This window comes from Spartinivicinus ruber, from assembly GCF_011009015.1.
In the GTDB taxonomy this organism is placed as follows: domain Bacteria; phylum Pseudomonadota; class Gammaproteobacteria; order Pseudomonadales; family Zooshikellaceae; genus Spartinivicinus; species Spartinivicinus ruber.
Map to the genome: position 1 here is coordinate 3,324,542 of NZ_CP048878.1, position 20,676 is coordinate 3,345,217.

Genomic DNA, 20,676 nt, shown 5'->3' on the forward strand with positions numbered 1-20,676 from the left:
GTTAATGGCCAATGACAAAACTTGACCCTAAAGCTAATTCATCTACTCCAGTCCTCTCTGCCAACACATTATTCGCCTGTCCCAACGACTCAATGCCATGTTGAGCAAAGGGTAATACAATCCCCCAAGGGTATTTTGGATAGACATCACGCTGTGTACAAGTTGCTTTTTCTTGGCTGGGGGGAGCCTTTTTATCTACACTGATGACAGAGTCAAGCAGCTCATAACGTCCATCTTTTAAAGGTGTCACTTTAATTAAAGATAAGTTGGTTACATAAGCAATATAAGGTAAGTCACGAATAAATGCTTCAATAATATCTGGCTGAAGTTGCCAGTCAAATGTTGGTGTTATCTTATATTTTCCCCAAGCTGATAAGTAATGGCTAATTGCGTCGTTTAATGCCGAATGGCCATTAATATCCGAAGCATTACTATTAAATACCACCGAACAACGTAATTGAACACGTTCATAAATGGGATTAGCCACTTCAATGGTAACCCCAGGGGTACAGTGCTGCTGTAGTGTTTGGTTGATTTGCTCTAACTCAATCGCACTGATAGGCTGCGGTGGCTGACTTAACTCACTTGCCGTTGACTCATTATGTAAGTGAGCTGCTGTAGGAATAACAATAATCAATACATGACCCGCGGCAACTTGATGTGGCTGCTGAAAACTCTGCGCAGTAAAACATTTTACTCGCGCTATATTGGGAAAAGTCTCTAATACAATTCGTTCATAATCCCACGCTTGAACCGCCCTATTACGATGTCTTAGTCGTTCAGCACAACGTTGAGACCAGTCACTAACTGATTCTTTTAGTTTACCCCTTACACTGGGTAATGGTTGAGAAACACTAGTAATACCTTCTATAGACTGTTGTAATTTAAAACGATTCTCTGCAGCTAAAATAGCAGAACGCGATGCCTCACAATTAACTACCCAGCGTACCCGTACAGCATTTAATTGAATATCACGTAATTGACAATAACAGGCAGGATCATCCTGCGTAGAAACCCGCAGCCAGAATAAATCAGGATCCATGATATGACAGTTCAATGCTGTTGTACCTAACTGCGACAAGGTAGCCTCCCCTTTAAGGAGTGCTTCAGGTAACTCTAAGGTGATAATCCCTGGCGTTAAAAATCCATTCGTGTCATCTGCTAAAACATACTTACCATCAATTTCCAGCCAAACATTGTGCCTTAACAAAGCCCAGTTTAATGCACAAGTCGTATGCCGAATTCGTGCAATACTGGAAGGGTCAACATCTATTAGTAAGCTCAAACGTCCACCAGTAAATGACGATTTAAACTTCAAACCAATATACACAGCACCTTGAAATGAGTACTGTGGCAACAAATACCCAGTCTCATAATGAATTTTTTCAGAGAATGATCGAGCACCAAAAGGATACAAGGTATATACCTCCCCTGCCGAATTCTTCACCTGTTGTTTTGATTCCCGAGCCAACTTTTCTACATAAATACTGCAACTTGCCTGATAATTAGCACTTATCCTGGTGATCATAGGTGTATAAGGTGGAGGTAATTCAGGGGGCTTCGCTATTTTTAAACGAATGGTTTCCGTCATTTTTTTCCCCATAATAACCGGGTATTGCTGGTGGGCAAAACTATGCTCTGCCCCCGTTAGCTGGAACCTGACAAAACCATTCATTGATTGGGTCGTAAAATTAAGCGACGAGTATTGCTTACCTTTTGCTGGCTTAAATAACTCAAGATCACTAAATACGACCGTCTGCCAATTAGTTAAATAACCTTCCTGATCGATCGTAAAGAGTGGCTGAGGCTGGGGACTTTTCCCTTGTTGCTGTACAACACCTATTTCAGGATACCAGAGACCATCTTGTAAAATTTGCGGGTAAACCTGAAATGAATCATTAGTAATACCTAATTCATAGGTTTTGTAGTAGGTTTCAAATCCACCCCGTTTTTGTGGCAGCCCTGCCCATTCAATATCAAGCGACAACTGATTGACTTTTTTAAATGAAAATTCATTACTACCAACTATCAGCGAACTACCCAAGACTGGCTGCGCACCAAACGGCATAAACGGACTGGTTGGGTTAACCGGACCAAAATCATTATAAATTTGCAGATCTTTAAGCCCTGTTACTTCTACCTCAATGTTAGCTTGCAACAACACCAAATCAGCCAGTAACGAATAACTATAAATCAAGCTTTCTTGATTAAGTAAAAAACGAATAACCGGGGCTTGCTGGTCGATAAATTGGTCACTAACAGCTAAACCATGTATTGATTGATCAAAGTTAACAATGGCAGGTACTGAGCGAGGTAATTGAAAACTGATGGTAAACTCAATATGTTTACTGGGAGACTGTTTAGGGGTTAATAAATCGAAATCGTAGCTCGTGATGGATTGCCAACCTTCTTCACCAGTCATTGCAATTTGAAATCCCTGACCAAAAATTTTTTCAATCAGTAGCTGTCTATCTGCTGGGGTTAACTGAACACCACTTTGTTCTGCATCGACTTTTAATGCCTGGTAGCGTTGTTTTGCCCCTTCAGCGAGCAATGTACACTGTTCATCCAATAACACAGCCAAGCAATCATCAGTGAGCAGTTTTTCTTCCAACAAACACTCACTTAAAGCATCACAAATAACTTTTCTCTTTTCGGTTTTAACACAGTAATGAATATTTTCATCGATAGTATTTTGAAGATGACGTTTTTCCAATACCAAGTTAAGTGTAACTTGTCGCAAGCCTTGTTTTAACCGTAAAATATTGCTACCAATTGCAAAGCCAATCGTCGTCTGCTCCCGTCGTGTTTGTTGATTGATGATTAAAGGCGCGCCAAAAAGACTTTGTGCCTGATTGTTTGCTAATTTATTGTCATCCAAACATTGTCCATGAATATTGGTGACTAAACCTAAATTATAAGCAGGTACATTGAGTGGATCATGCTGGATATAAATATTTGCTAGCTGAGCAACAGCCCCGTCAACCACCATGACTGGACGCTCTGACTGGTAGTATAACTCGTCTTGCTGATCAGTAGCCTCGCAAATAAAAATGGTGTTCTGCGGTACGATTGTTTTTTTATGGCTGGTCAACACTAGTTGGGTATAATCAGACTGCGGCTGTTTTGGCAATATATTCAATAGTTGGCTGTAATAAAAGTGTTGGTGATCATCAACAAAGTGATTCGTCCGCGTGCTCACTTTGCCTAACAATAAAATAAAACCAATAAATAATGCACAAGCCGGATCATGTTGAGCAATATTAAGTGAGGCTTTTACCCGAGGCTTGGCAAAGTCACTTAAATAACCAATGGAGTGCTGTAAACTATGAAAACAATTTTCCAAATATTGTCTATCAAGAGGATGCCTATCATGGCTGCCATCCTCCTGATCATCCTGCCAGGCTTTACTCAAACCACTAAGTTCATTTATAGCGGCTTGGAGGGAGTGAAAAATCGCCTGATTTGAATCAACCTTCTCGCTATTTAATGTCAGCCACTCTTTGATTTTACTCAGGTGAGACCGATGAAACTGAATAATTTCTAACAGTTTGGCCTGCAGCTGCTTGGCAATTTTATTTGCTCGCTGTTTACTCCATGCATACCATTGATCAATGGTTGTCAGGATTGAGATGTTAAGTTTAATTAAATCGACTAATAGCTCTGGAGAATCATCATAACGACCTTTAATAAGCGTTAAAAACTGCTCTTCAAACCGACTATAATTATTTTTTTGACTGATTAACGCTAATATAATGGTTTCATCACTGGTTAACAGCCCTGCCCAGCTACCGCATAACTGATTGTTTTCATCAATAAACTTAACCTGTTTTGCAAAAGCAACGCCCATTGCCAATAAATCTTCCAAGCTCCGCTCTTCAAGTAACAGATAGCCCGTTTTTAAAGGATGATCCAACCGCTCAGATTGAGCACAACCCTGTCCTTTTTTATCATTATTTGTTGTGACAGTTGAGGTATTATCCCTCATGTATTGCCATTTCCTTCAACAAAATAAAAAGGGTAAACCATATTGCTGCGATGATTAGTTTGCCGGATATTATACTCAAGTAAAATATCCACTCGCCCTTCTAACGGATCAGTTTCATGTAAGCCAATATGAATTAGTTGAATCCGGTGTTCAAATTCGAGTATGGCTTTCTCAATTAAATTAACTATTTTCGTTCGGGTAGCAAGGCTTAATTCATCGAACACCATGTTATGTAGTCCACAACCAAATTCCGGGTTCATCATTCGCTCACCAGGCCGAGTGCTAAATAATATCCTCAAGCTTTCTCGAATATCTTCTTCCAGTGAAACCATTCGAGTAGTAATTCTGCCTTCGTGATGATCAAACTTGATTGGAAATGCCCAACCTCGTCCTAAAAAATTTTCAATCTCAAGCATAGTTTTAAACGTACTATCAATTTAACTTTGTTAACCGCCAATCATCACATTACTACTACCCCCAGTAATGCTACCACCATGTCCCGTCATATCACCTATTCTGACTGCTGATTTACCGCCGATCATCACCGTAGCAGACCCTTGACTGATTGTGTCAGTACCGCCGGTGGTATCTCCTGCACAAATACAGCTATCGCCCACGACACTTGCTACTACTCCCCCAATAAGTACGGTAGTAATACCCGGTCCCGTGATTGTTCCACCCACATGAGGAACCGACGGCGTTGTTGTCGTTTGCATAGGACATAAATGCATATCGCCTAATCGAGCAGCAAAAGCCATTGAGTACTTTCCTTGTAATTTAAAAATTATTTACTTATATTTTTTATCTTCTACCAAGTCATTCGCAAAGGATATATTTAATTAATCATTACCATTGATCCCTTCACTGTCGTATTACCTGAGGCTGAAAATTCTGCACTGGAGCTTCCTTTAGCGGTTAATGTTGTTGAGGCCTCCAAGCTAACATTAACGCCATTAGCTTTAACATCTGCCGATGCCGTCATTTCAATATTACTACCCGCTTCTATAGTGACTTTCTCTGTTGCTTTTAAGCTAATATCCTTGGCGCTATCCAGTGTTATCCCGCTAGAGTCCAGAGTGAATGTATTGCCATGTTGATCAGACACGGTAATTGAAGAATTGTTATCACTGAATACAACTTGATTGTTCGCAGGGGTCGTAATGGTTATCTCTTTTGTATCATCATTAAACTCCATTAACAACTTCTGCTTGGTCATTAATGCTTTGGTTGTATTACTGCTATCCGGTTCATAGGGGGCGGTATTTTTTTTACTATAGAGGCTGCCTAAAATAACTGGATTAGAAGGATCATTATTAAAATAACCCACTATGACTTCATCACCTATTTCCGGCATAAAAAAAGCGCCTATTCCCGATGAAGCATAAAACTGACTATACCTTGCCCAGATTTCATCCGTAGTGGCTTCAAGAACAGGCAGTGATAATTGCACCCGATACTGACCTTGCGGGTCCTCATTAATTTTTTTGACGACCCCTATTTGTAAGCCTTCCACGCCAGCCGAAAAACCCGACGCCGGTGGTGAACTGATCTGGTATTGCTCACTAAACCAATCATCACTTAAGCCAAATTTAACGTCTGATAACCAATTACCATCAGCAATACGATGGGTAACGGCACTAATATAAACTGACCCCGAAAAACGACTACCGACGCCTTTTAATTCAATGACTGCTCCAGGTGTTGCATTTGCATTGCCCTGAATAGTCATATGCCCTCTAATTCGTGCCAACCCCGATTTAAGTAACCTGCCACTTGCCCAGTCTTTCAAAGCCACTTGATCAATTATGGTGGCACTCCGTAATTTATAATCACTCACACTTAATACTTTAGCGAGTGTCGATTGGTCTAAATCCCCTTGATCATTAAGTGAAGGGAGCGAACCCTCACCTGTGACGATGGCTTGATTCGTGACATCCCAAGCAACTGCCTTGGCGCTGGATAACTGGCTACAAGCATCCACATCGGCACTAAATTCATAAATATCTTGACCATATTCCACTGTTAATACAGCACTTGCCGTCGCATCGGGCTTGCCTACAGACACTTTACCATTTTCAACAATAACCACCATGGCATTGCTTTCAGCCCTTAACATTAAAAAATCCCAGTCGCTACAGTAATACTGCACTAACTCATTATACTCAGTTTGAGTGGTTTCAATATCACTTTCTACACTATGATTACTCATCAGAGTTGAAAAGACATCGCTGTCTTTTACTGACTGGTAAATAACATTTTTACGCTCAGCCGTCATTTTAATCGCAGTGTCTTTGCAGGTAACTACTAGTCGGCTGCTATTATTATTGGCTATTTTTATGCCTAATTTAACCACAATACCTTCAAAAATTGACTGACTGGTTTGGTCATAACTGGCTTCAATTTTAATGGTGGTCCCCGGTTTAAAATAACTCGAATCAGCATTAGTAAAACTTTGTGTTGGCATATCACCATCTTCAATGGCAATAATGGCAGAAGGAATACGATTGATTTCTTTATGAACAGTAACGGAATAAATTCTCACTGTATCAGGAAGCGAACTGCCATTACTTGATACAGACACTTCAACCACACCATCACCTGTTAATGTTGGTGAATCAGCCACATTGTCCTCATTATTAACGTTTTTTTATTGGTGGGAAAACAAGTTGAATACCAGGTTTCAATTGCATGACATTGGTTAGTTTATTTACTTGCGCAATCATTGGATAATACTGCGCATTTTTATAGATACGAAAGCATAAAGCAGGTAAATTATCGCCAGCCCGTACACTGACAATATGGGTTAAGTCAGGAGACTGATTATCCGCCATCGTTTCCTGGGTTTCGGCACTGACATAACCAACAAAAATAAATTGTAATTCTGCACGAAGTGGGTCACCTTCTGAATCGTAAAGAGTAAACTTTCGACTCATGTCTTGTAAACGCCCTACGAATAATTCATTTCCCCACTGAATCTCTACGATATTGGGTTGGTGATTATCACCAGAATAATCATAAATAATTGCATTAAGTGAATCAATTTTATCAGTGATCGATTCGCTACTATCATCAGTACTATCTTTAATTGCCCCGGTACCATCCATAAAAGCACTGAACTTTAGTTTTTGTGGCATATAGCGGTTATAACGACTGACTGATGCTAGCGCACCTAACGGCCTATCATGATTATAGGCAATGCTTTGTACCAACTCGACAGAGGTAGGATTTAACTGAAAAACAATTGAATCACCACTTTCCTGGGCAGTAATTTTAAGGCGGTTTTTTGGCACTAACGCTCCTTCTGCCTTGCCAAGATGTCATCAATCATTCTTTTACATTCACTTAAAATGCTGTTCTTCAGTTGTACTGCCAACTGCTCATCATGCTGCATTTTTCCAAATAGCTTTTCAGCGCTTTCTGTTCTTCCTGTTTGCTCACCACGGTTGTCCATTGCAGTAGCAGTTTCACTATTACCGCTACGACTATTTCCATCGATTGAGCTAAAAGTGGGGCTATATTCTGGCTCATCTTCATTTTGTACCGTTGATAATAAGTATATTTCTTCAATATCAAAGCTCATTAGTTATATACTCTTCACGCAGTGTATCTGCTACAGTATCCGGGTAAACCCCCCATGTTTTAACGTGATGGTTTCAATAGCTAACTTATTTTCAGTTGAATTAAACGGATCTACCGACCATTTAACGGGATAAGCCTGTTGAAAACACCAGGATCGAATAGGTAAACTATCAGGGTTAAGCAGAGATACCATAATGTCTTTTGCTTGAATACTGTTATACGTCAAATTTTGTGTACAGTTAATACACCACATCCCTAATTGTGATGCCCTGGAAGCAATACCACGCTTTAACACTAAGTCACTATAAGTAACCGGCGATGCAGATTTTGGTACCTGATAAGTCGCTTCAGAACCTCCTTCACTCAACCCTTCCGTTTCAATGGTATAATCCAAACCACTCACTTCAGTAAAGGAGGTTTCGCCTAAAAACCCAGACACATAAACCGAAAAATAAAATACTGTAGGAATATAGGAATCAAACAGTAGTTCATCTAACATGGCAAACTCATTAACTATTAGCTATGGTGATACCTGCATGCGCAATTTCAATACTCTCAACAGCCACTTCATTCCCTTCTGCCTTCAAGTCAGTACCCGATATTTTAGTTGGCCAGGCATCTTTCACTGTCCACACCATGGTGGGGCTACCACTTTCATCTAACAAACTAATAGTTAAAGGAATACGCTTAATGGTATTGAGTTTAATTTGATTAAACCAATCCCAAAATTTATTGTCCTTAATAAACACACCTTTTTTCATCGTAATATTGCCATACTTTTTCAACCCAGGCATATTCACGACACTGTGTATCGGGCTATCACCCGCCCGATACTCAATAGGTTGCGCTTCCACATCCAAACCACTCACTTCTTGAAAACTCATTACATCACTATCCCATTTTACTTGAAAGTAAAACTTGGGGAGTGGCCACATTTGGGCATTACTGGTTTGGGCTGAGCCGTCATCTGCCATAATTAATACTCCCTATTTAATCAAGATTCTTGCATTTTTTGTTGGAAGGTAATTTCAATAAATTCAGCCGGACGCACCAAAGCAACTTTAACCGTAATTCTTAAAATACCTTCGAGAATATCTTCTGGCGTCATGGTTTCACCCAAGCCAACACTGACAGAGAACGCTGATTCAGGTGTGGTGCCTGCCAACCCTCCCCGCTTCCAGATACTGGTCAGGAAGTTATTAATCATGCCTTTCATAGTGACCCAAGTATTCGCCACATTATTTTCAAACACGTAAGCTTTCGAAGCCAGTTTAATTGACTCCTCCAACATAATAATGGTGCGACGCACCTGTAAGTAACGCCAATCAAGGCTATTGCCATCCAGGGTCCGCGCGCCCCATACCAACGTGCCTTCGCCAATAAAACTACGAATCGCATTAATCGACTTGCCTTGTGGCGTTACGTTTAAATCTTCCTGTTCATCATGGGTAATATCGACGGCAGGTTGCACGACTGAGCTTAAACTAACATTAGCCGGCGCTTTCCACACGCCCCGTTCATTATCCACCATGGTAATCACACCAGCCATGGCTGAACTCGGTGGTAATAAATTCAGTTGTAACTTGATTTCAGCCATAATCTGCCGAAAACTAGGACTTAACTGTAATAATGCTTTATTTAAGCTGCTTTTTTGTACGTCAGTTAAATCATCAGCACCTAGCTGACTGATATAACCATCATAAGCGGTCTTCAGCTCATTCAGCTTGACTTTTCGTGCATCGTCCTCTGCATCACCTGGCTTTAGCTTGGCCAGTTCATCATCCAAAGGCGCAATTAACTCGGATTTTAGTAGCGCTTGTAAAACTGATACCGACTCTTTGTCGATATTTTCAAAACTAATTGCATTATCTTGGACAATTGTCGTATGTAACCAGGGATAATAGGCAGCACTAAAATCTAAATAATTTACCCCAATGTTATTTCTAAATTCCGCAATCGGGTCATAATCTGGCTGACGACCCAAGTGACCATTATAAATATCCAAAATAGTCACCCGGTTTTTCATTTTACCACCACAATGCGCTAACATCGCCTGTTGTAAAGTAATACAGTCAGGTTCTTTTAACTTTATCGCTTCAGGAATAATGATCATGGTGGGCTCTTGCTCTCTAATTAATGCATTGAGCCCTCCCCGCATTCGGTCCAATTCATAGTCGGTATTGTAATCCCCAACCGAAACGATATAACAAGTACTTCCCCCATTTTCAAAGAACAACCGAATGGCATTAAAAAAGATATAGTCTTTGGTTTTAGGATCTAAATCATAACCCTGACCTCGGATGGTAATCGTCGGTGGCGTAGTGGCCGCTGGTGCAGATGCAGCAGGTGCAGTTTCATCACCTTCATCTTCACCTGAGGCAGTAGCTCCACCACTACTCCCTGCATTTTTACTAAGCGAAAAGGTTGTTTTTGGCGCACCACCAAACAACGATAAATATTCAGCAAGCGAGCTGAGTCTGACTGGTTGATTAGTGAGTGATTTTCCCTTTATCTCAGCCTTTTCTGTATGGCCAATAAATGCAGGAACTGCCGTAGCAACTTCTACGGCAGAGTTTGGAAATGCATCTTTCTCAACTATATAAACGCCAGGCGTTTTCATTGGTGCAGCCATAAGGCAATCCTTTAGTTATGTTGCTGTTGATATACCCTTCACGAATGATTTTTAGTAATACATAGAGCCTAAAAGCGATCATTTAATAGGCTATAACTTCATATGCACAGATAAAACAGTTGCTGCTTTACCGTCTATAGTTAATTTTTCTTGATGGCGATATTCTGGATGAGGTAAAGATTCCACTAGTGTTTTTGTGCTCACCCCCGTACGCTTTTTAAGCCTAAGCTTTAATGCTTGCCTATTAAGACAAGTAATAGCCTGTGCCGAAATAAAACGAATGACAAACTGATTACTGTTTCTTTGATCGGTTTTTACTTGAGTAAAAACAAAATCTTCTGATTTTTTTACTGATAATGGCTCAATAAAGAGTAGTTCAGCTTTACCATTACTATCTACTATTTCATTAAATAATCGCTCCCCCACCCAGATCGAATAAAGCCAATGATAGGCTTGGGTAGCAAAATCCAAATACAGTGTAGCTGGTTCATATTGAGCATGTTGTGATAACACTTGCCGCAACCAGTGCCAAAGATTGATATTAAGAATAATTAAAATATTTTGACAATGGCTAACCACCATATTACTCGACAATACACTAGCTGCCCGGTGGGCATCTCTGCTGATATAGGCAGTTTCATCCACTTTCTGCTTTTTCAGCAGCGCTACATCTTCGAAGTAAAAAACCTTTTCTGATGGAACCAGATTAATCGGGGTACAATAAAAAAAGGCATCGTTTGTTATTTTTATTAGGATGATAAGTTGGTCTTCAGCAACTGCTTCTTGATTTTTTGGGTTGAGGCTCAGGTAATCAGACAAGTTTTCCAGCTGCTCTGAGGAGCTGTCATATAACAACTCAATCCCATTATGGGTCAGTTGGCTCAGTAAATTTAAATTACGCAAGAGCCTAATGGAGCTTTCGTGGACTTTGTAATCGATAAACTGACTTGGAATCACTCCCTGGTAATATTCATGACTAATCATTAAGCTTAATAACGGCTGATAATGTGCCATTTATTACATTTCCACAAAACAATGAGTTTTATCGATTCACTCGGTGACCTGTTTTAGTAATTGAGGTAACTGGTTGATTAATGCTCTTATCGAAAGGTATCATCCTGACCCGATATAATACAGAAGGCATGTAACGGCCTGTCACTAATGTCCATATGTTATGCAGCTCTCTTAGGTTAAGGTTTTCAATATCCAGTACAATTTTTTCCACTAAATTAGGCATTTCTGTATAACATGAACGTTCAAATACAGGGTTATTCTGGAAAAACTCAACCGTATTGGAAATAAACCGTAATGCCTCAATATATTTTTCTCCTTCATGGGTTGCGATAAACATTAAGTAAAGATTAAGATAAACTGGACGTTTTCCATTAGGCGCTATACGGCTTTGGTTGCCTATGTGATTGTTAGGGTAAGTGTCACGTTCGATATTCACTAACATAGCCACTAAATGGTTATTAGTGACGATGGCTGATTTATCAGATAGATTCGAGATAATGACCAAATCTTCAGATACATCATATTGTGCCTTAAGGCTTTGGTTGAACTGTCCAACAATGAATTTAACAGTATCATCAATCACGCAGTGCAACCTTACCATGTTTCTAGCAAAGAACTTTTAAGGAAAACTCACCTTAAATAAATCCTACACCTTAAGTCACTTTTCCTTCTAAAATTTTAATTTAGATCTAATCGCTTTAAAGTCAACCAAACACATTAAGAATTATTCTAAATTTAATACTGCTACTACTTTACAAACTTTATTATGAAAACTTAATGACAAAATAATGATGATAACAAAACCTAAAAATGATTCACGAAGGGTATATATAGAGTCAAAGCGAATAGTTAGCTAAATCGATTAATCCTATAAGGATTCAATTCCAAACTCGGTTTAACACCTTTAATCATTTCCTTAATCAGTTGACCGGTAATCGCCGCTTGGGTAAGCCCTAAATGCTGATGGCCAAACGCAAAATAAACAGGTCCCTGTTGATCAATAACGGGTAATGAGTCCGGTAGTGAGGGTCTAAACCCCATCCAGCGTTCACCCTGTTGCTCAGGCAACGTTGGTAACAAAGCTTTAGCATGGTGAAATAAAATATCTGCCCGCTTCATATTGGCTGGTCGTTTTAATCCAGCAAACTCAACGGTGCCTGCCAAGCGCAAGCCTTCTTCCATCGGTGTCATAATAAATTTTCGCTCACCGGAAGAAACCGCCATTTTCAACATGTTGGCTGCCTCTGGCACCATTAAATGATAACCGCGCTCAGTATCCAAGGGCACTTTAATCCCTGTCAGTTGTTGTACCCACTGTTTCGACCAAGCACCTGTGGTTAACACCAGTCGCGGTACTTTATAGTGGCTCATATGATAGGGGCTGGCTGAATCGGTCTGGCAAGCGTTAGCTTGTGTTTTAATCACACAGCCATCCGCTTCCTTATATAAGGCAACAACATCAGCACACTGAAAATGGCCGCCGATTTGTCGATAAAAATCATACAAACACATGGCAAGCCGATAAGGGTTAATCGTGTGCCCTGTATTTGGAAATAATACACCTGCTGTCAGCTGTTGACTAAGTTGAGGCTCTAGCTCCCTTATTTCCTCAGCCGTTAAATAATTTACTGTAACCCCATGGTCCGCCATCAATTGGTATTGTGCTTGGCTAGCGGTAAAAGCAGCTTGTGATTCAAACACTACCATTGAACCATTAATGCTGACTAAATACTCCACTCCAGCCGCTTTTAGCAATGGTTGATAGGCCATTAATGCCTGCTCATTTAAAGCCTGTAAAGCCAACATATTTTGTTTAAAAGTATCCATTCGGCTTTGCCAGATAAACCGCAGTAGCCAAGGTAAAATCTGTGGTAAATAGGTCCATTGAATGGCTACTGGTCCCAATGGATTTAGTAGCATAGCTGGAATTTTGGTGAGGATATGAGGTGAAGCTAGTGGTATTACTTGTTCAGTAGCAAAATGCCCAGCATTGCCTTTTGAAGCCCCTTCAACAGGAGGAAGACGATCTAACAATAAAACATTAAGCCCTTCTTGTTTAAGTAAACAAGCACAGCAAATACCAACAATACCTGCACCAACTACAGCCACATCGATTGTTGCCTGTTGCTCCATAATTAATCCCTGCCTATGTTATCTTTTTACTGATTTTTGCCTTGGCTTTGCTACACTCATAACCCTTTGCAGCGCCCTCGCTTTGTTGTGATTTATTCGACAATAAAAACTAAAAAAGTAAATAATAACTACACTTCGTTTTTTCATTGGTAATCACATTTTTATTAAACGCTACTGTTATCACACACTTTTGTTGTCATGTAACATTCATGTACAGGTATAAAATGGTAGACATTACTGAAAGTGATGACTACACTGCGACAAATTCCAAAGATTTTATTATAAATCCAATGAGAAGTTTTTTAGGCCTAACTATCAAACATATGAGATCCCAATAAACTTATAAGTTCAATTATTATTGGTTCATGAACAAAGCACTAGCAACTCCTAAAAAAATATAATAACAGCGGATGTCAGATATGTTCAGGGATTAAAAGGCTAGTTAATACAGCAATGCATTTACAGAAAATTCTCATTATTGATGATGATCAAGTTGACCGGATCAGAGTTAAACGCTATTTGAGTCAGTCTGAGCTATCACAGAACATTCAAATTTCTGAAGTGACGACAGCCGATGAAGGCCTGCAGCTATATGCTGATGAAGGTGGCTTTGATGTGGTGTTACTTGACTATATGCTACCAGACCACGATGGCATTTATGTCTTACAAAAGCTGTTATGGGAACAAGATCCTTTAGCCACCGTGATCGCATTAACCGGCCACGGTAACGAACTCTCTAAGGTCAGCGGTGATTAGAGGCCATGCAGAAGGCAAGTTCCGTATGCTGGTGTCTCACAATGCTGATCCCATTCTGGTGGTTTCTCCCCAAGGCCAGGTTAAATACGCCAACTTTGCAGCAAAGGATTTCTTTCAATTCAACCAAACCTCACTGGAAGGACTGCCTTTTGGCTATCCACTCAGCACTGAGACACCAGTCGAAATAGAAGTCTATAACAAAGCAGACAAGAGCATTTGTGTCGCAGAGATGCGTGTGGATGAAGTTGAGTGGCAAGGAGAGCATTGTAAATTAATCACACTAAGAGATATTACGGTTCACAAACAGTTAGAACAAAATTATCAGCAAACAATTACAGCATTACAACATGCCAACAAAGCTCTAGAAAAAAGTAATTTGGAGCTACAACAGTTTGCCTACCTTACTTCCCACAATTTGCAAACGCCCTTACGCTCTATTAGTGGTTTTATCCAGCTATTACAGTCTAATTACCAAGATAAACTCGATGATCAAGCCAATGAGTGGATTAATCGTTCTGTTGAAAGCACTAAAAAACTGCAGACGCTTATTCTTGACCTATTAACCTACTCACGGGTCGATACCCGACAAATGCCGTTTCTGGAGATTAGCTTTCAAACATTGGTAGATGAAGCTTTTAATGTATTAGAAGAGTCCATTACAGAGACTGGCGCAGAAATAACCTGTGATAAGTTACCTACAGTGATTGGTGACCATGCACAACTTGTTTTGTTAATGCAAAACCTCATTGGTAATGCCATTAAATATCGAAGTAAAAAACCACCGAAAATTCATTTTTTTGCAGAAAAACAGGCCAATGAGTGGTGCTTTTGTGTTAGTGATAATGGCATTGGTATTAATCCCCAAAATACCAATAAAATTTTTGATGTATTTTATCGTTTACATACCCAACAAACCTATCCTGGCACTGGCATAGGTCTAGCTTTGTGCAGACGTATAATTGAACGCCATGGCGGGCGAATCTGGGTCAAATCACAACTCGGACAAGGGAGCCAATTTTATTTTACCCTCCCTTTAAAGAAAGAGTCGCCAAGAGTATGGTGCTAAACATGGAGTAAAAGGCAAAATGAGAAAAGGAACTTTCTTTTGTATCGATGCCCACACCTGTGGTAATCCAGTCCGGCTAATTACCAGTGGTATTCCCCCATTAAAAGGGAAAACCATGAGTGAAAAACGCCAGGACTTCATGCAACACCACGATTGGATTCGTCAAGCATTAATGTTTGAGCCCCGTGGTCATTCCATAATGTCTGGCGCTATGGTCTACCCTCCTTGTACTGAAGCAGCCGACGCTGCTATTTTATTTGTGGAAACCAGTGGCTGTTTACCCATGTGTGGCCACGGCACTATTGGTACGGTTACCGCAGCCCTTGAATACGGCATTATTCAGCCTAAAACACCCGGCCAATTAATTTTGGATGTACCTGCCGGCCAAATCCGGGTGGAGTATCAACAAGTTGATAATGACGTGAATAAAATACAAAGCGTGAGAATTTTTAATGTACCGGCTTATCTCGCCCACACAGAAATACCCATCACCTGTCCTGAGTTAGGTGAGTTAGTGGTGGATATTGCTTATGGTGGTAATTATTACGCCATTATTGACCCACAGCCTAATTATTCAGGATTAGCATCACTTGCTGTTGATAAATTGCTTTATTACAGCCCCCTTATACGACAACAGCTAAATGAAACAGTTGAGTGTATGCATCCACTGGATTCAACAGTAAAAGGAGTCAGTCATGTATTATGGACAGGAAAACCCACCCAACCTAAAGCCACTGCTCGCAATGCCGTATTTTATGGCGACCGGGCGATTGACCGCTCCCCTTGTGGCACCGGCACTAGTGCCCGAATGGCCCAATGGGCAGCCAAAGGTAAATTAACCGCGGGCGATTCATTTATCCATGAAAGTATTATTGGCAGCTTATTTGAAGGGAGAGTTGAAGCAATCACGGAAGTAGGCAATTACACCGCTATTTTACCTAGCATTCAAGGCTGGGCTAAAGTCTATGGACACAATACCATTTGGGTGGATACAGATGACCCCTACTGCCTCGGGTTTGAAGTTAAATAAAGAGTATACTCCTAGAAATCATTTGCATTGACCATTGATGCATTTTTTTCATCTTATTGTTTCCAGAACACCTACTTACTGGTTATCAATTAGCTATAGTGTACTCAACCGTTGATAGCTGCAGGTTGTGGCATGAAGTCACTTAAACTTACACTAACTATTATAATATCACTCCAAATAAGTGGTTTATTTGCTGGTGAAACCATTACTTTATCCACTGGCGAATATCCACCTTATAACTCAGCAACATTTAAACATTTTGGTTTAATGCCAAAAATAATAACAGAAGCATTTACTAAAGCAGGCTATCAAGTCGACTTTACATTTTTTCCGTGGCCTAAAGCCTATTATTTGTCCAAAGTCGGTAGCGTTGATGGCACAGCCCAATGGTTTGAATCAGAAGAGAGAAAAATTGATCATATTTACAGTAAACCGGTTCTAGCAGAAAAAGTTGTGTGGTTGTATTTGCGAGAGTATCAGTTTGACTGGAATACACTGGATGAGCTGTCAGGGGTTAGGATATGCGCTATAAAAGGATTTACTTACAACAATGCATTTTACACCGCAATAAGAAACGACAAGTTAAATGTTACTTTTGTTAAAAGTATTACTCAATGCTTTATGATGATAGTTGCAGGACTTATAGACGTTACTTTAGAGAATATCGAAGTTGCTTATTATCAGTTACGCTTAATGTACAAGCCTGAGCTGGTTAGTCAATTTATCTTTCATCGGAAACCTTTTCAAGTGAGTTACAATCACCTGCTTATTTCGAAAAAAACCCTTGATGCTAGAAAAATCATTAATGATTTTAACCAAGGTCTACAGCAGCTTATAAAAAGTGGCAAACTCAATCAAATACTACAAGAATCAAGAATGGGAATGTATGAGCCGAAAAATAACTGAGGAAAAACCCTCAGTTACTTCAGATACTGCAGCTTAAGGTTGCTACGATTGATTCAACCATTGTGTAATAACGTTCTGATTATTGTTAATCCATTCTTCTGCTACATCCTCTGGCAGTTCTTTTTCTTGAGCGATTTGATATATCCACTGGCTGATATCGTCCGTTGTAAAGGACACATTATTTAAAAACTGGGCCACTTGAGTATTTCTGGTTAGTAATGATTTTGAGTAAGCTAAGTACACTTTCGTTTCTGGCCAGTCACAGGTAATAGAGCTCTTTTCTAACCAGTTATCGCCTTCTACCATTTTCCAACAACCATCGGGATTATAACTGGGATGATGTCGTTTATCGTCACTGGCATAGCCGGTGAATTTGGGTTCTTCCAGCTTTCGTAAGTCATAAGCCTTATGAATCCAGTCAGGCGTCCAGGAATAAAATAAGATTCCTTTTTTCTTTCGGTAAGCGGTTTTTAGTTGTGCTCTTAAGATAGCATCTGACACATGAAAGGCTTTAAAATACTTATCAAAACCGTAGCTTCTGGCTTTCACCTGATTAACTTTAACAATTCCCCAGCCCGGTGCACCCGGCCAAAAATCCCCTTTGCCATCACCATCCTGATCAAATAATTTAGCCACTTCTGGTTTGGCTAAATCATAAACTGAATTTATGTCATATTCGTCTTGTATATAACCTGGAATAAACAAGCCTTCAGTTCCCATATAAGGCTTTTGATTGGCCAACACTGATTCTTTGCCTCCTTTCACTACAAACTTTGCCCAAGGTTCTGCTTGAGAGGATGTCCAAACATCAGGATGAATATCAATACTGCCCTTACCTTTATCCATAGCCGCCCAAATAGCCGACTGATCAGTGGCGATAATTTTGACATCCACATCAAGGTGTTTTTCCATAACCTGTTTCAGTATTTGCTCAATAGCCAGTGAAGCATCCCAGCTCACTTCACCAATTACAACCGTATCTTTAGCTGCAGCAACGTGGGTTATCCCCAAGGTTAAAGTAGTGGCTAGCCCTAGTTTTTTTATTATTTTATTCATCATTACTACCTCTTTTTTATTTTCGTTTACCTTGAACAATCCTGTCCAATATCATCGCACATAGTACAATGGCAATACCGGCTAACAAACCTTTCCCCGCTTCTAAGTGTTGCAATGAAAACAACACATCATAACCAAGACCACCTGCACCAATAAGCGCAGCCACCACCACCATTGATAAACTCATCATAATGCTTTGATTAATTCCCGTCATAATTGAGGGAATCGCTAATGGTAATTCCGCTTTAAATAAAATTTGTCGTGATGTTGCACCAAATGCCAACATGGTTTCAATGACAGAGCTAGGCACTTGCTTTATCCCTAAAGTCGTTAATCTAATCATCGGTGGCATGGCAAAAATAACTGTTGCTAATACAGCAGGAGGTTTCCCGACGGAAAAAAAGGCTATAGCAGGAATCAAATAAACAAAGCTCGGCATGGTTTGCATTAAATCTAAAATGGGGGTTAATACAGCATTAAACCGAGGTTTTCTAGCAGCCAAAATACCTAATGGGGTACCAACTACAAAACAAATAAATACTGATGCTGCCACTAATGCCATAGTGCTCATGGCTTTATTCCAAAAACCAAAAAAGCCTAAATAAGCCAGCGCTGCCGCCGTAAACGCTACTACCTTCCAGCCTGCCGCGCGCCAGGCTAATAACAATAATAACAATGCCATTACTGGCCAAGGCGTCCCAATAAAAACCAGCTCAAGAAAATTTAAAATTTCTCGAATACAAGCAGTAATATTATCAAAAGCCCCTTCGAACTGGCTGATCATCCATTCTACACCTTGATCAATCACCAAAGCGGTTTTTGCGGCAATTTTTCGGGAGGTTGGAAAGGTTTCAAGATAACTGACAATATTAGTTGCAGTAAACTGATAAATAGTGAGTGGATAAGTAGCGGCCATTAAAAGACCACCAAGTATAATACGTTTGGTACTCACCCCACACTGCAAACCATGATTAACCCGCCAGCGCTTAAAGTAAGCATAATACAGTTGATTAGCAACAGTTCCTCCCAGCAAACGGAACAATACTAACAAAGATATCCCCATCATTAGGTTGGTTTCAGGGTATTTTTCTGCTCCCCATAAACCGCGGCCAATCATCACCAAGCCGATAACATCGGTGATGGACAATAACCAAAACAATACCCAAATATTACGGTAAGCGGCCCATAATGGTCCAAATAATACAGCCGCTGTATTGAAACTAAATTTTTTACCATGAATTAACTGATTAAATTGTTGTGAATAATAATTAAATGAGTTCACTAAGAACTGCTTTAGCTGATCCAGTTCTTTTGCTTTATTATAAGTTGCCAGGTTATTCACTATATCCATACTTAATCCCCTCCTTGAATACCACGCAACAACCGTTTTCTGGTTACAACGCCAACTGCTGTAGTTCCTTCACAAATTAATGTGGGATTATCATAAGCGATCGCTAAGTCGATTAATTGGTTTAAATTAGAATCACAAGCGGCAACGGGGAAATGGCTAATTTGTGCCAGGTTGATATTCTGCTCCAACAAATAATCATTCACTGGTTGCATAATAGACTGTGCAAATACTAACTTCAGCCGTGAAATTCCTTTAACAAAATCTGCCACATAGTCGTCAGCTGGAGCGGTTACTATTGCTTCTGGGGTACCTATTTGAACAATTTTACCGTCCTTCATAATCGCGATACGATGGCCAATACGAATCGCTTCGTCTAAATCATGAGTAATAAACAAAGTGGTTTTTTTCATGACCTCCGCCAGAGCTAAAAACTGATCCTGCAACTGACGCCTAATTAATGGATCTAACGCACTAAACGGTTCATCCATTAATAGTATTCGTGGGTCTGCTGCCATGGCTCGTGCTAAGCCAACCCGCTGTTGCATGCCGCCGGATAACTCACTAGGCATTCTGTCTTCCCAGCCTGAGAGTTGAACTAAAGCCAACTTTTCTTCAGCGACGCGTAACCGAGTTTGTTCATCAACATGGCGTAGCTCTAAACCTAAAGCCACATTTTCTCTTACGGTACGGTGGGGCAATAACGCCGTATGTTGAAATACCATGCCAATTTTATCTGCACGAACGGCACGCAGTGACTCTTCATTCAGCTCACCAATATTTTCAGCATCAATTAAAATATTACCGGCAGTGGGCTCAATCAGGCGGTTAATATGGCGAACTAGAGTGGATTTGCCACTACCCGATAAGCCCATAATGCAGAAAACTTCTCCTTCAGATACCTTAAAACTGGCATCAGCAACGCCTACAACGCAGTCAAATTCAGCGTGAACTTGTTCTTTGGTTAGCCCCCGGGATTGGATAGCCAATAAGGCCTCTTCTGCTCGATCACCAAAAATTTTCCAAACATTTTGGCATTCAATGGTAGTGGTTTCACTACTTGTACTCCTCATGGGTACACCTCTTTTTTCGTTATTATTGTTGCTGTCCCTGCTTCAGATATAACGGATACTAAAGTAGGTAATATCTTTTTAAATTGAGTATTCCG

Annotated in this window: 19 protein-coding genes; 4 read left to right on the forward strand and 15 right to left on the reverse strand. The window is 40.2% G+C overall.

What is annotated here, in order from left to right:
• Position 1: 1 nt before the first annotated feature.
• The 12 genes from G4Y78_RS15345 to G4Y78_RS15400 all read right to left on the reverse strand — a co-directional run bounded on the left by G4Y78_RS15345 (position 2) and on the right by G4Y78_RS15400 (position 13,346).
• On the reverse strand, positions 2-3,988 hold the full coding sequence (locus tag G4Y78_RS15345) for a baseplate J/gp47 family protein (RefSeq protein ID WP_163833856.1): 3,987 nt from the start codon (positions 3,986-3,988) through the stop codon (positions 2-4).
• On the reverse strand, positions 3,985-4,404 hold the full coding sequence (locus G4Y78_RS15350; protein ID WP_163833857.1) for a GPW/gp25 family protein: 420 nt from the start codon (positions 4,402-4,404) through the stop codon (positions 3,985-3,987). The genes G4Y78_RS15345 and G4Y78_RS15350 overlap by 4 nt, the downstream gene beginning before the upstream one ends.
• A 30-nt stretch (positions 4,405-4,434) precedes the next feature.
• Positions 4,435-4,746 carry a PAAR domain-containing protein gene (locus G4Y78_RS15355; protein WP_163833858.1) on the reverse strand — a complete coding sequence of 104 codons (312 nt, stop codon included), beginning with the start codon at positions 4,744-4,746 and terminating at the stop codon, positions 4,435-4,437.
• Positions 4,747-4,823: 77 nt separating this feature from the next.
• On the reverse strand, positions 4,824-6,611 hold the full coding sequence (vgrG, locus tag G4Y78_RS15360) for a type VI secretion system tip protein VgrG (RefSeq protein WP_163833859.1): 1,788 nt from the start codon (positions 6,609-6,611) through the stop codon (positions 4,824-4,826).
• Between the two features lie 13 nt (positions 6,612-6,624).
• Positions 6,625-7,278: a CIS tube protein gene (locus G4Y78_RS15365; RefSeq protein WP_163833860.1), complete on the reverse strand. Its 654-nt coding sequence runs from the start codon at positions 7,276-7,278 to the stop codon at positions 6,625-6,627.
• Positions 7,278-7,568, reverse strand: coding sequence for a hypothetical protein (locus tag G4Y78_RS15370; RefSeq protein ID WP_163833861.1), 291 nt, complete (start codon positions 7,566-7,568; stop codon positions 7,278-7,280). The genes G4Y78_RS15365 and G4Y78_RS15370 overlap by 1 nt, the downstream gene beginning before the upstream one ends.
• Positions 7,569-7,598: 30 nt before the next feature.
• Positions 7,599-8,066, reverse strand: a complete 468-nt coding sequence (locus G4Y78_RS15375) for a phage tail protein (protein WP_163833862.1) — start codon at positions 8,064-8,066, stop codon at positions 7,599-7,601.
• A 10-nt stretch (positions 8,067-8,076) separates the two neighbouring features.
• The gene (locus G4Y78_RS15380) at positions 8,077-8,541 is read right to left on the reverse strand and encodes a phage tail protein (protein ID WP_163833863.1); all 465 of its coding nucleotides are present in this window, start codon (positions 8,539-8,541) and stop codon (positions 8,077-8,079) included.
• Positions 8,542-8,561: 20 nt separating this feature from the next.
• Complete coding sequence (locus tag G4Y78_RS15385) at positions 8,562-10,199, reverse strand: phage tail sheath family protein (protein WP_163833864.1); 1,638 nt, start codon at positions 10,197-10,199, stop codon at positions 8,562-8,564.
• Positions 10,200-10,289: 90 nt separating this feature from the next.
• Complete coding sequence (locus G4Y78_RS15390) at positions 10,290-11,213, reverse strand: hypothetical protein (RefSeq protein WP_163833865.1); 924 nt, start codon at positions 11,211-11,213, stop codon at positions 10,290-10,292.
• A 28-nt stretch (positions 11,214-11,241) separates the two neighbouring features.
• The gene (locus G4Y78_RS15395) at positions 11,242-11,796 is read right to left on the reverse strand and encodes a DUF4255 domain-containing protein (protein ID WP_163833866.1); all 555 of its coding nucleotides are present in this window, start codon (positions 11,794-11,796) and stop codon (positions 11,242-11,244) included.
• 266 nt (positions 11,797-12,062) lie between these two features.
• Complete coding sequence (locus tag G4Y78_RS15400) at positions 12,063-13,346, reverse strand: NAD(P)/FAD-dependent oxidoreductase (RefSeq protein ID WP_163833867.1); 1,284 nt, start codon at positions 13,344-13,346, stop codon at positions 12,063-12,065.
• 453 nt (positions 13,347-13,799) lie between these two features.
• Here G4Y78_RS15400 and G4Y78_RS15405 point away from each other — a divergent pair, with 453 nt between their 5' ends.
• From G4Y78_RS15405 to G4Y78_RS15420, 4 genes are all read left to right on the forward strand, one after another.
• A complete protein-coding gene (locus G4Y78_RS15405) occupies positions 13,800-14,102 on the forward strand; it encodes a response regulator (RefSeq protein WP_163833868.1) in 303 nt (100 codons plus the stop codon).
• Positions 14,095-15,168, forward strand: a complete 1,074-nt coding sequence (locus G4Y78_RS15410; RefSeq protein ID WP_163833869.1) for a PAS domain-containing sensor histidine kinase — start codon at positions 14,095-14,097, stop codon at positions 15,166-15,168. Before G4Y78_RS15405 ends, G4Y78_RS15410 begins: the two co-directional genes overlap by 8 nt.
• A 19-nt stretch (positions 15,169-15,187) precedes the next feature.
• Positions 15,188-16,198: a 4-hydroxyproline epimerase gene (locus G4Y78_RS15415; protein ID WP_163833870.1), complete on the forward strand. Its 1,011-nt coding sequence runs from the start codon at positions 15,188-15,190 to the stop codon at positions 16,196-16,198.
• Between the two features lie 132 nt (positions 16,199-16,330).
• Positions 16,331-17,104 carry a substrate-binding periplasmic protein gene (locus G4Y78_RS15420; RefSeq protein WP_163833871.1) on the forward strand — a complete coding sequence of 258 codons (774 nt, stop codon included), beginning with the start codon at positions 16,331-16,333 and terminating at the stop codon, positions 17,102-17,104.
• A 42-nt stretch (positions 17,105-17,146) separates the two neighbouring features.
• Here G4Y78_RS15420 and G4Y78_RS15425 read toward each other — a convergent pair whose 3' ends face one another.
• From G4Y78_RS15425 to G4Y78_RS15435, 3 genes are read right to left on the reverse strand one after another with little or no spacing between them, the layout of a single operon-like run.
• Positions 17,147-18,163: an ABC transporter substrate-binding protein gene (locus tag G4Y78_RS15425; RefSeq protein ID WP_163833872.1), complete on the reverse strand. Its 1,017-nt coding sequence runs from the start codon at positions 18,161-18,163 to the stop codon at positions 17,147-17,149.
• A gap of 13 nt (positions 18,164-18,176) precedes the next feature.
• Positions 18,177-19,511 carry an ABC transporter permease gene (locus G4Y78_RS15430; RefSeq protein ID WP_222937506.1) on the reverse strand — a complete coding sequence of 445 codons (1,335 nt, stop codon included), beginning with the start codon at positions 19,509-19,511 and terminating at the stop codon, positions 18,177-18,179.
• A gap of 2 nt (positions 19,512-19,513) precedes the next feature.
• Positions 19,514-20,581, reverse strand: coding sequence for a quaternary amine ABC transporter ATP-binding protein (locus G4Y78_RS15435; RefSeq protein WP_163833873.1), 1,068 nt, complete (start codon positions 20,579-20,581; stop codon positions 19,514-19,516).
• Positions 20,582-20,676: the final 95 nt, after the last annotated feature.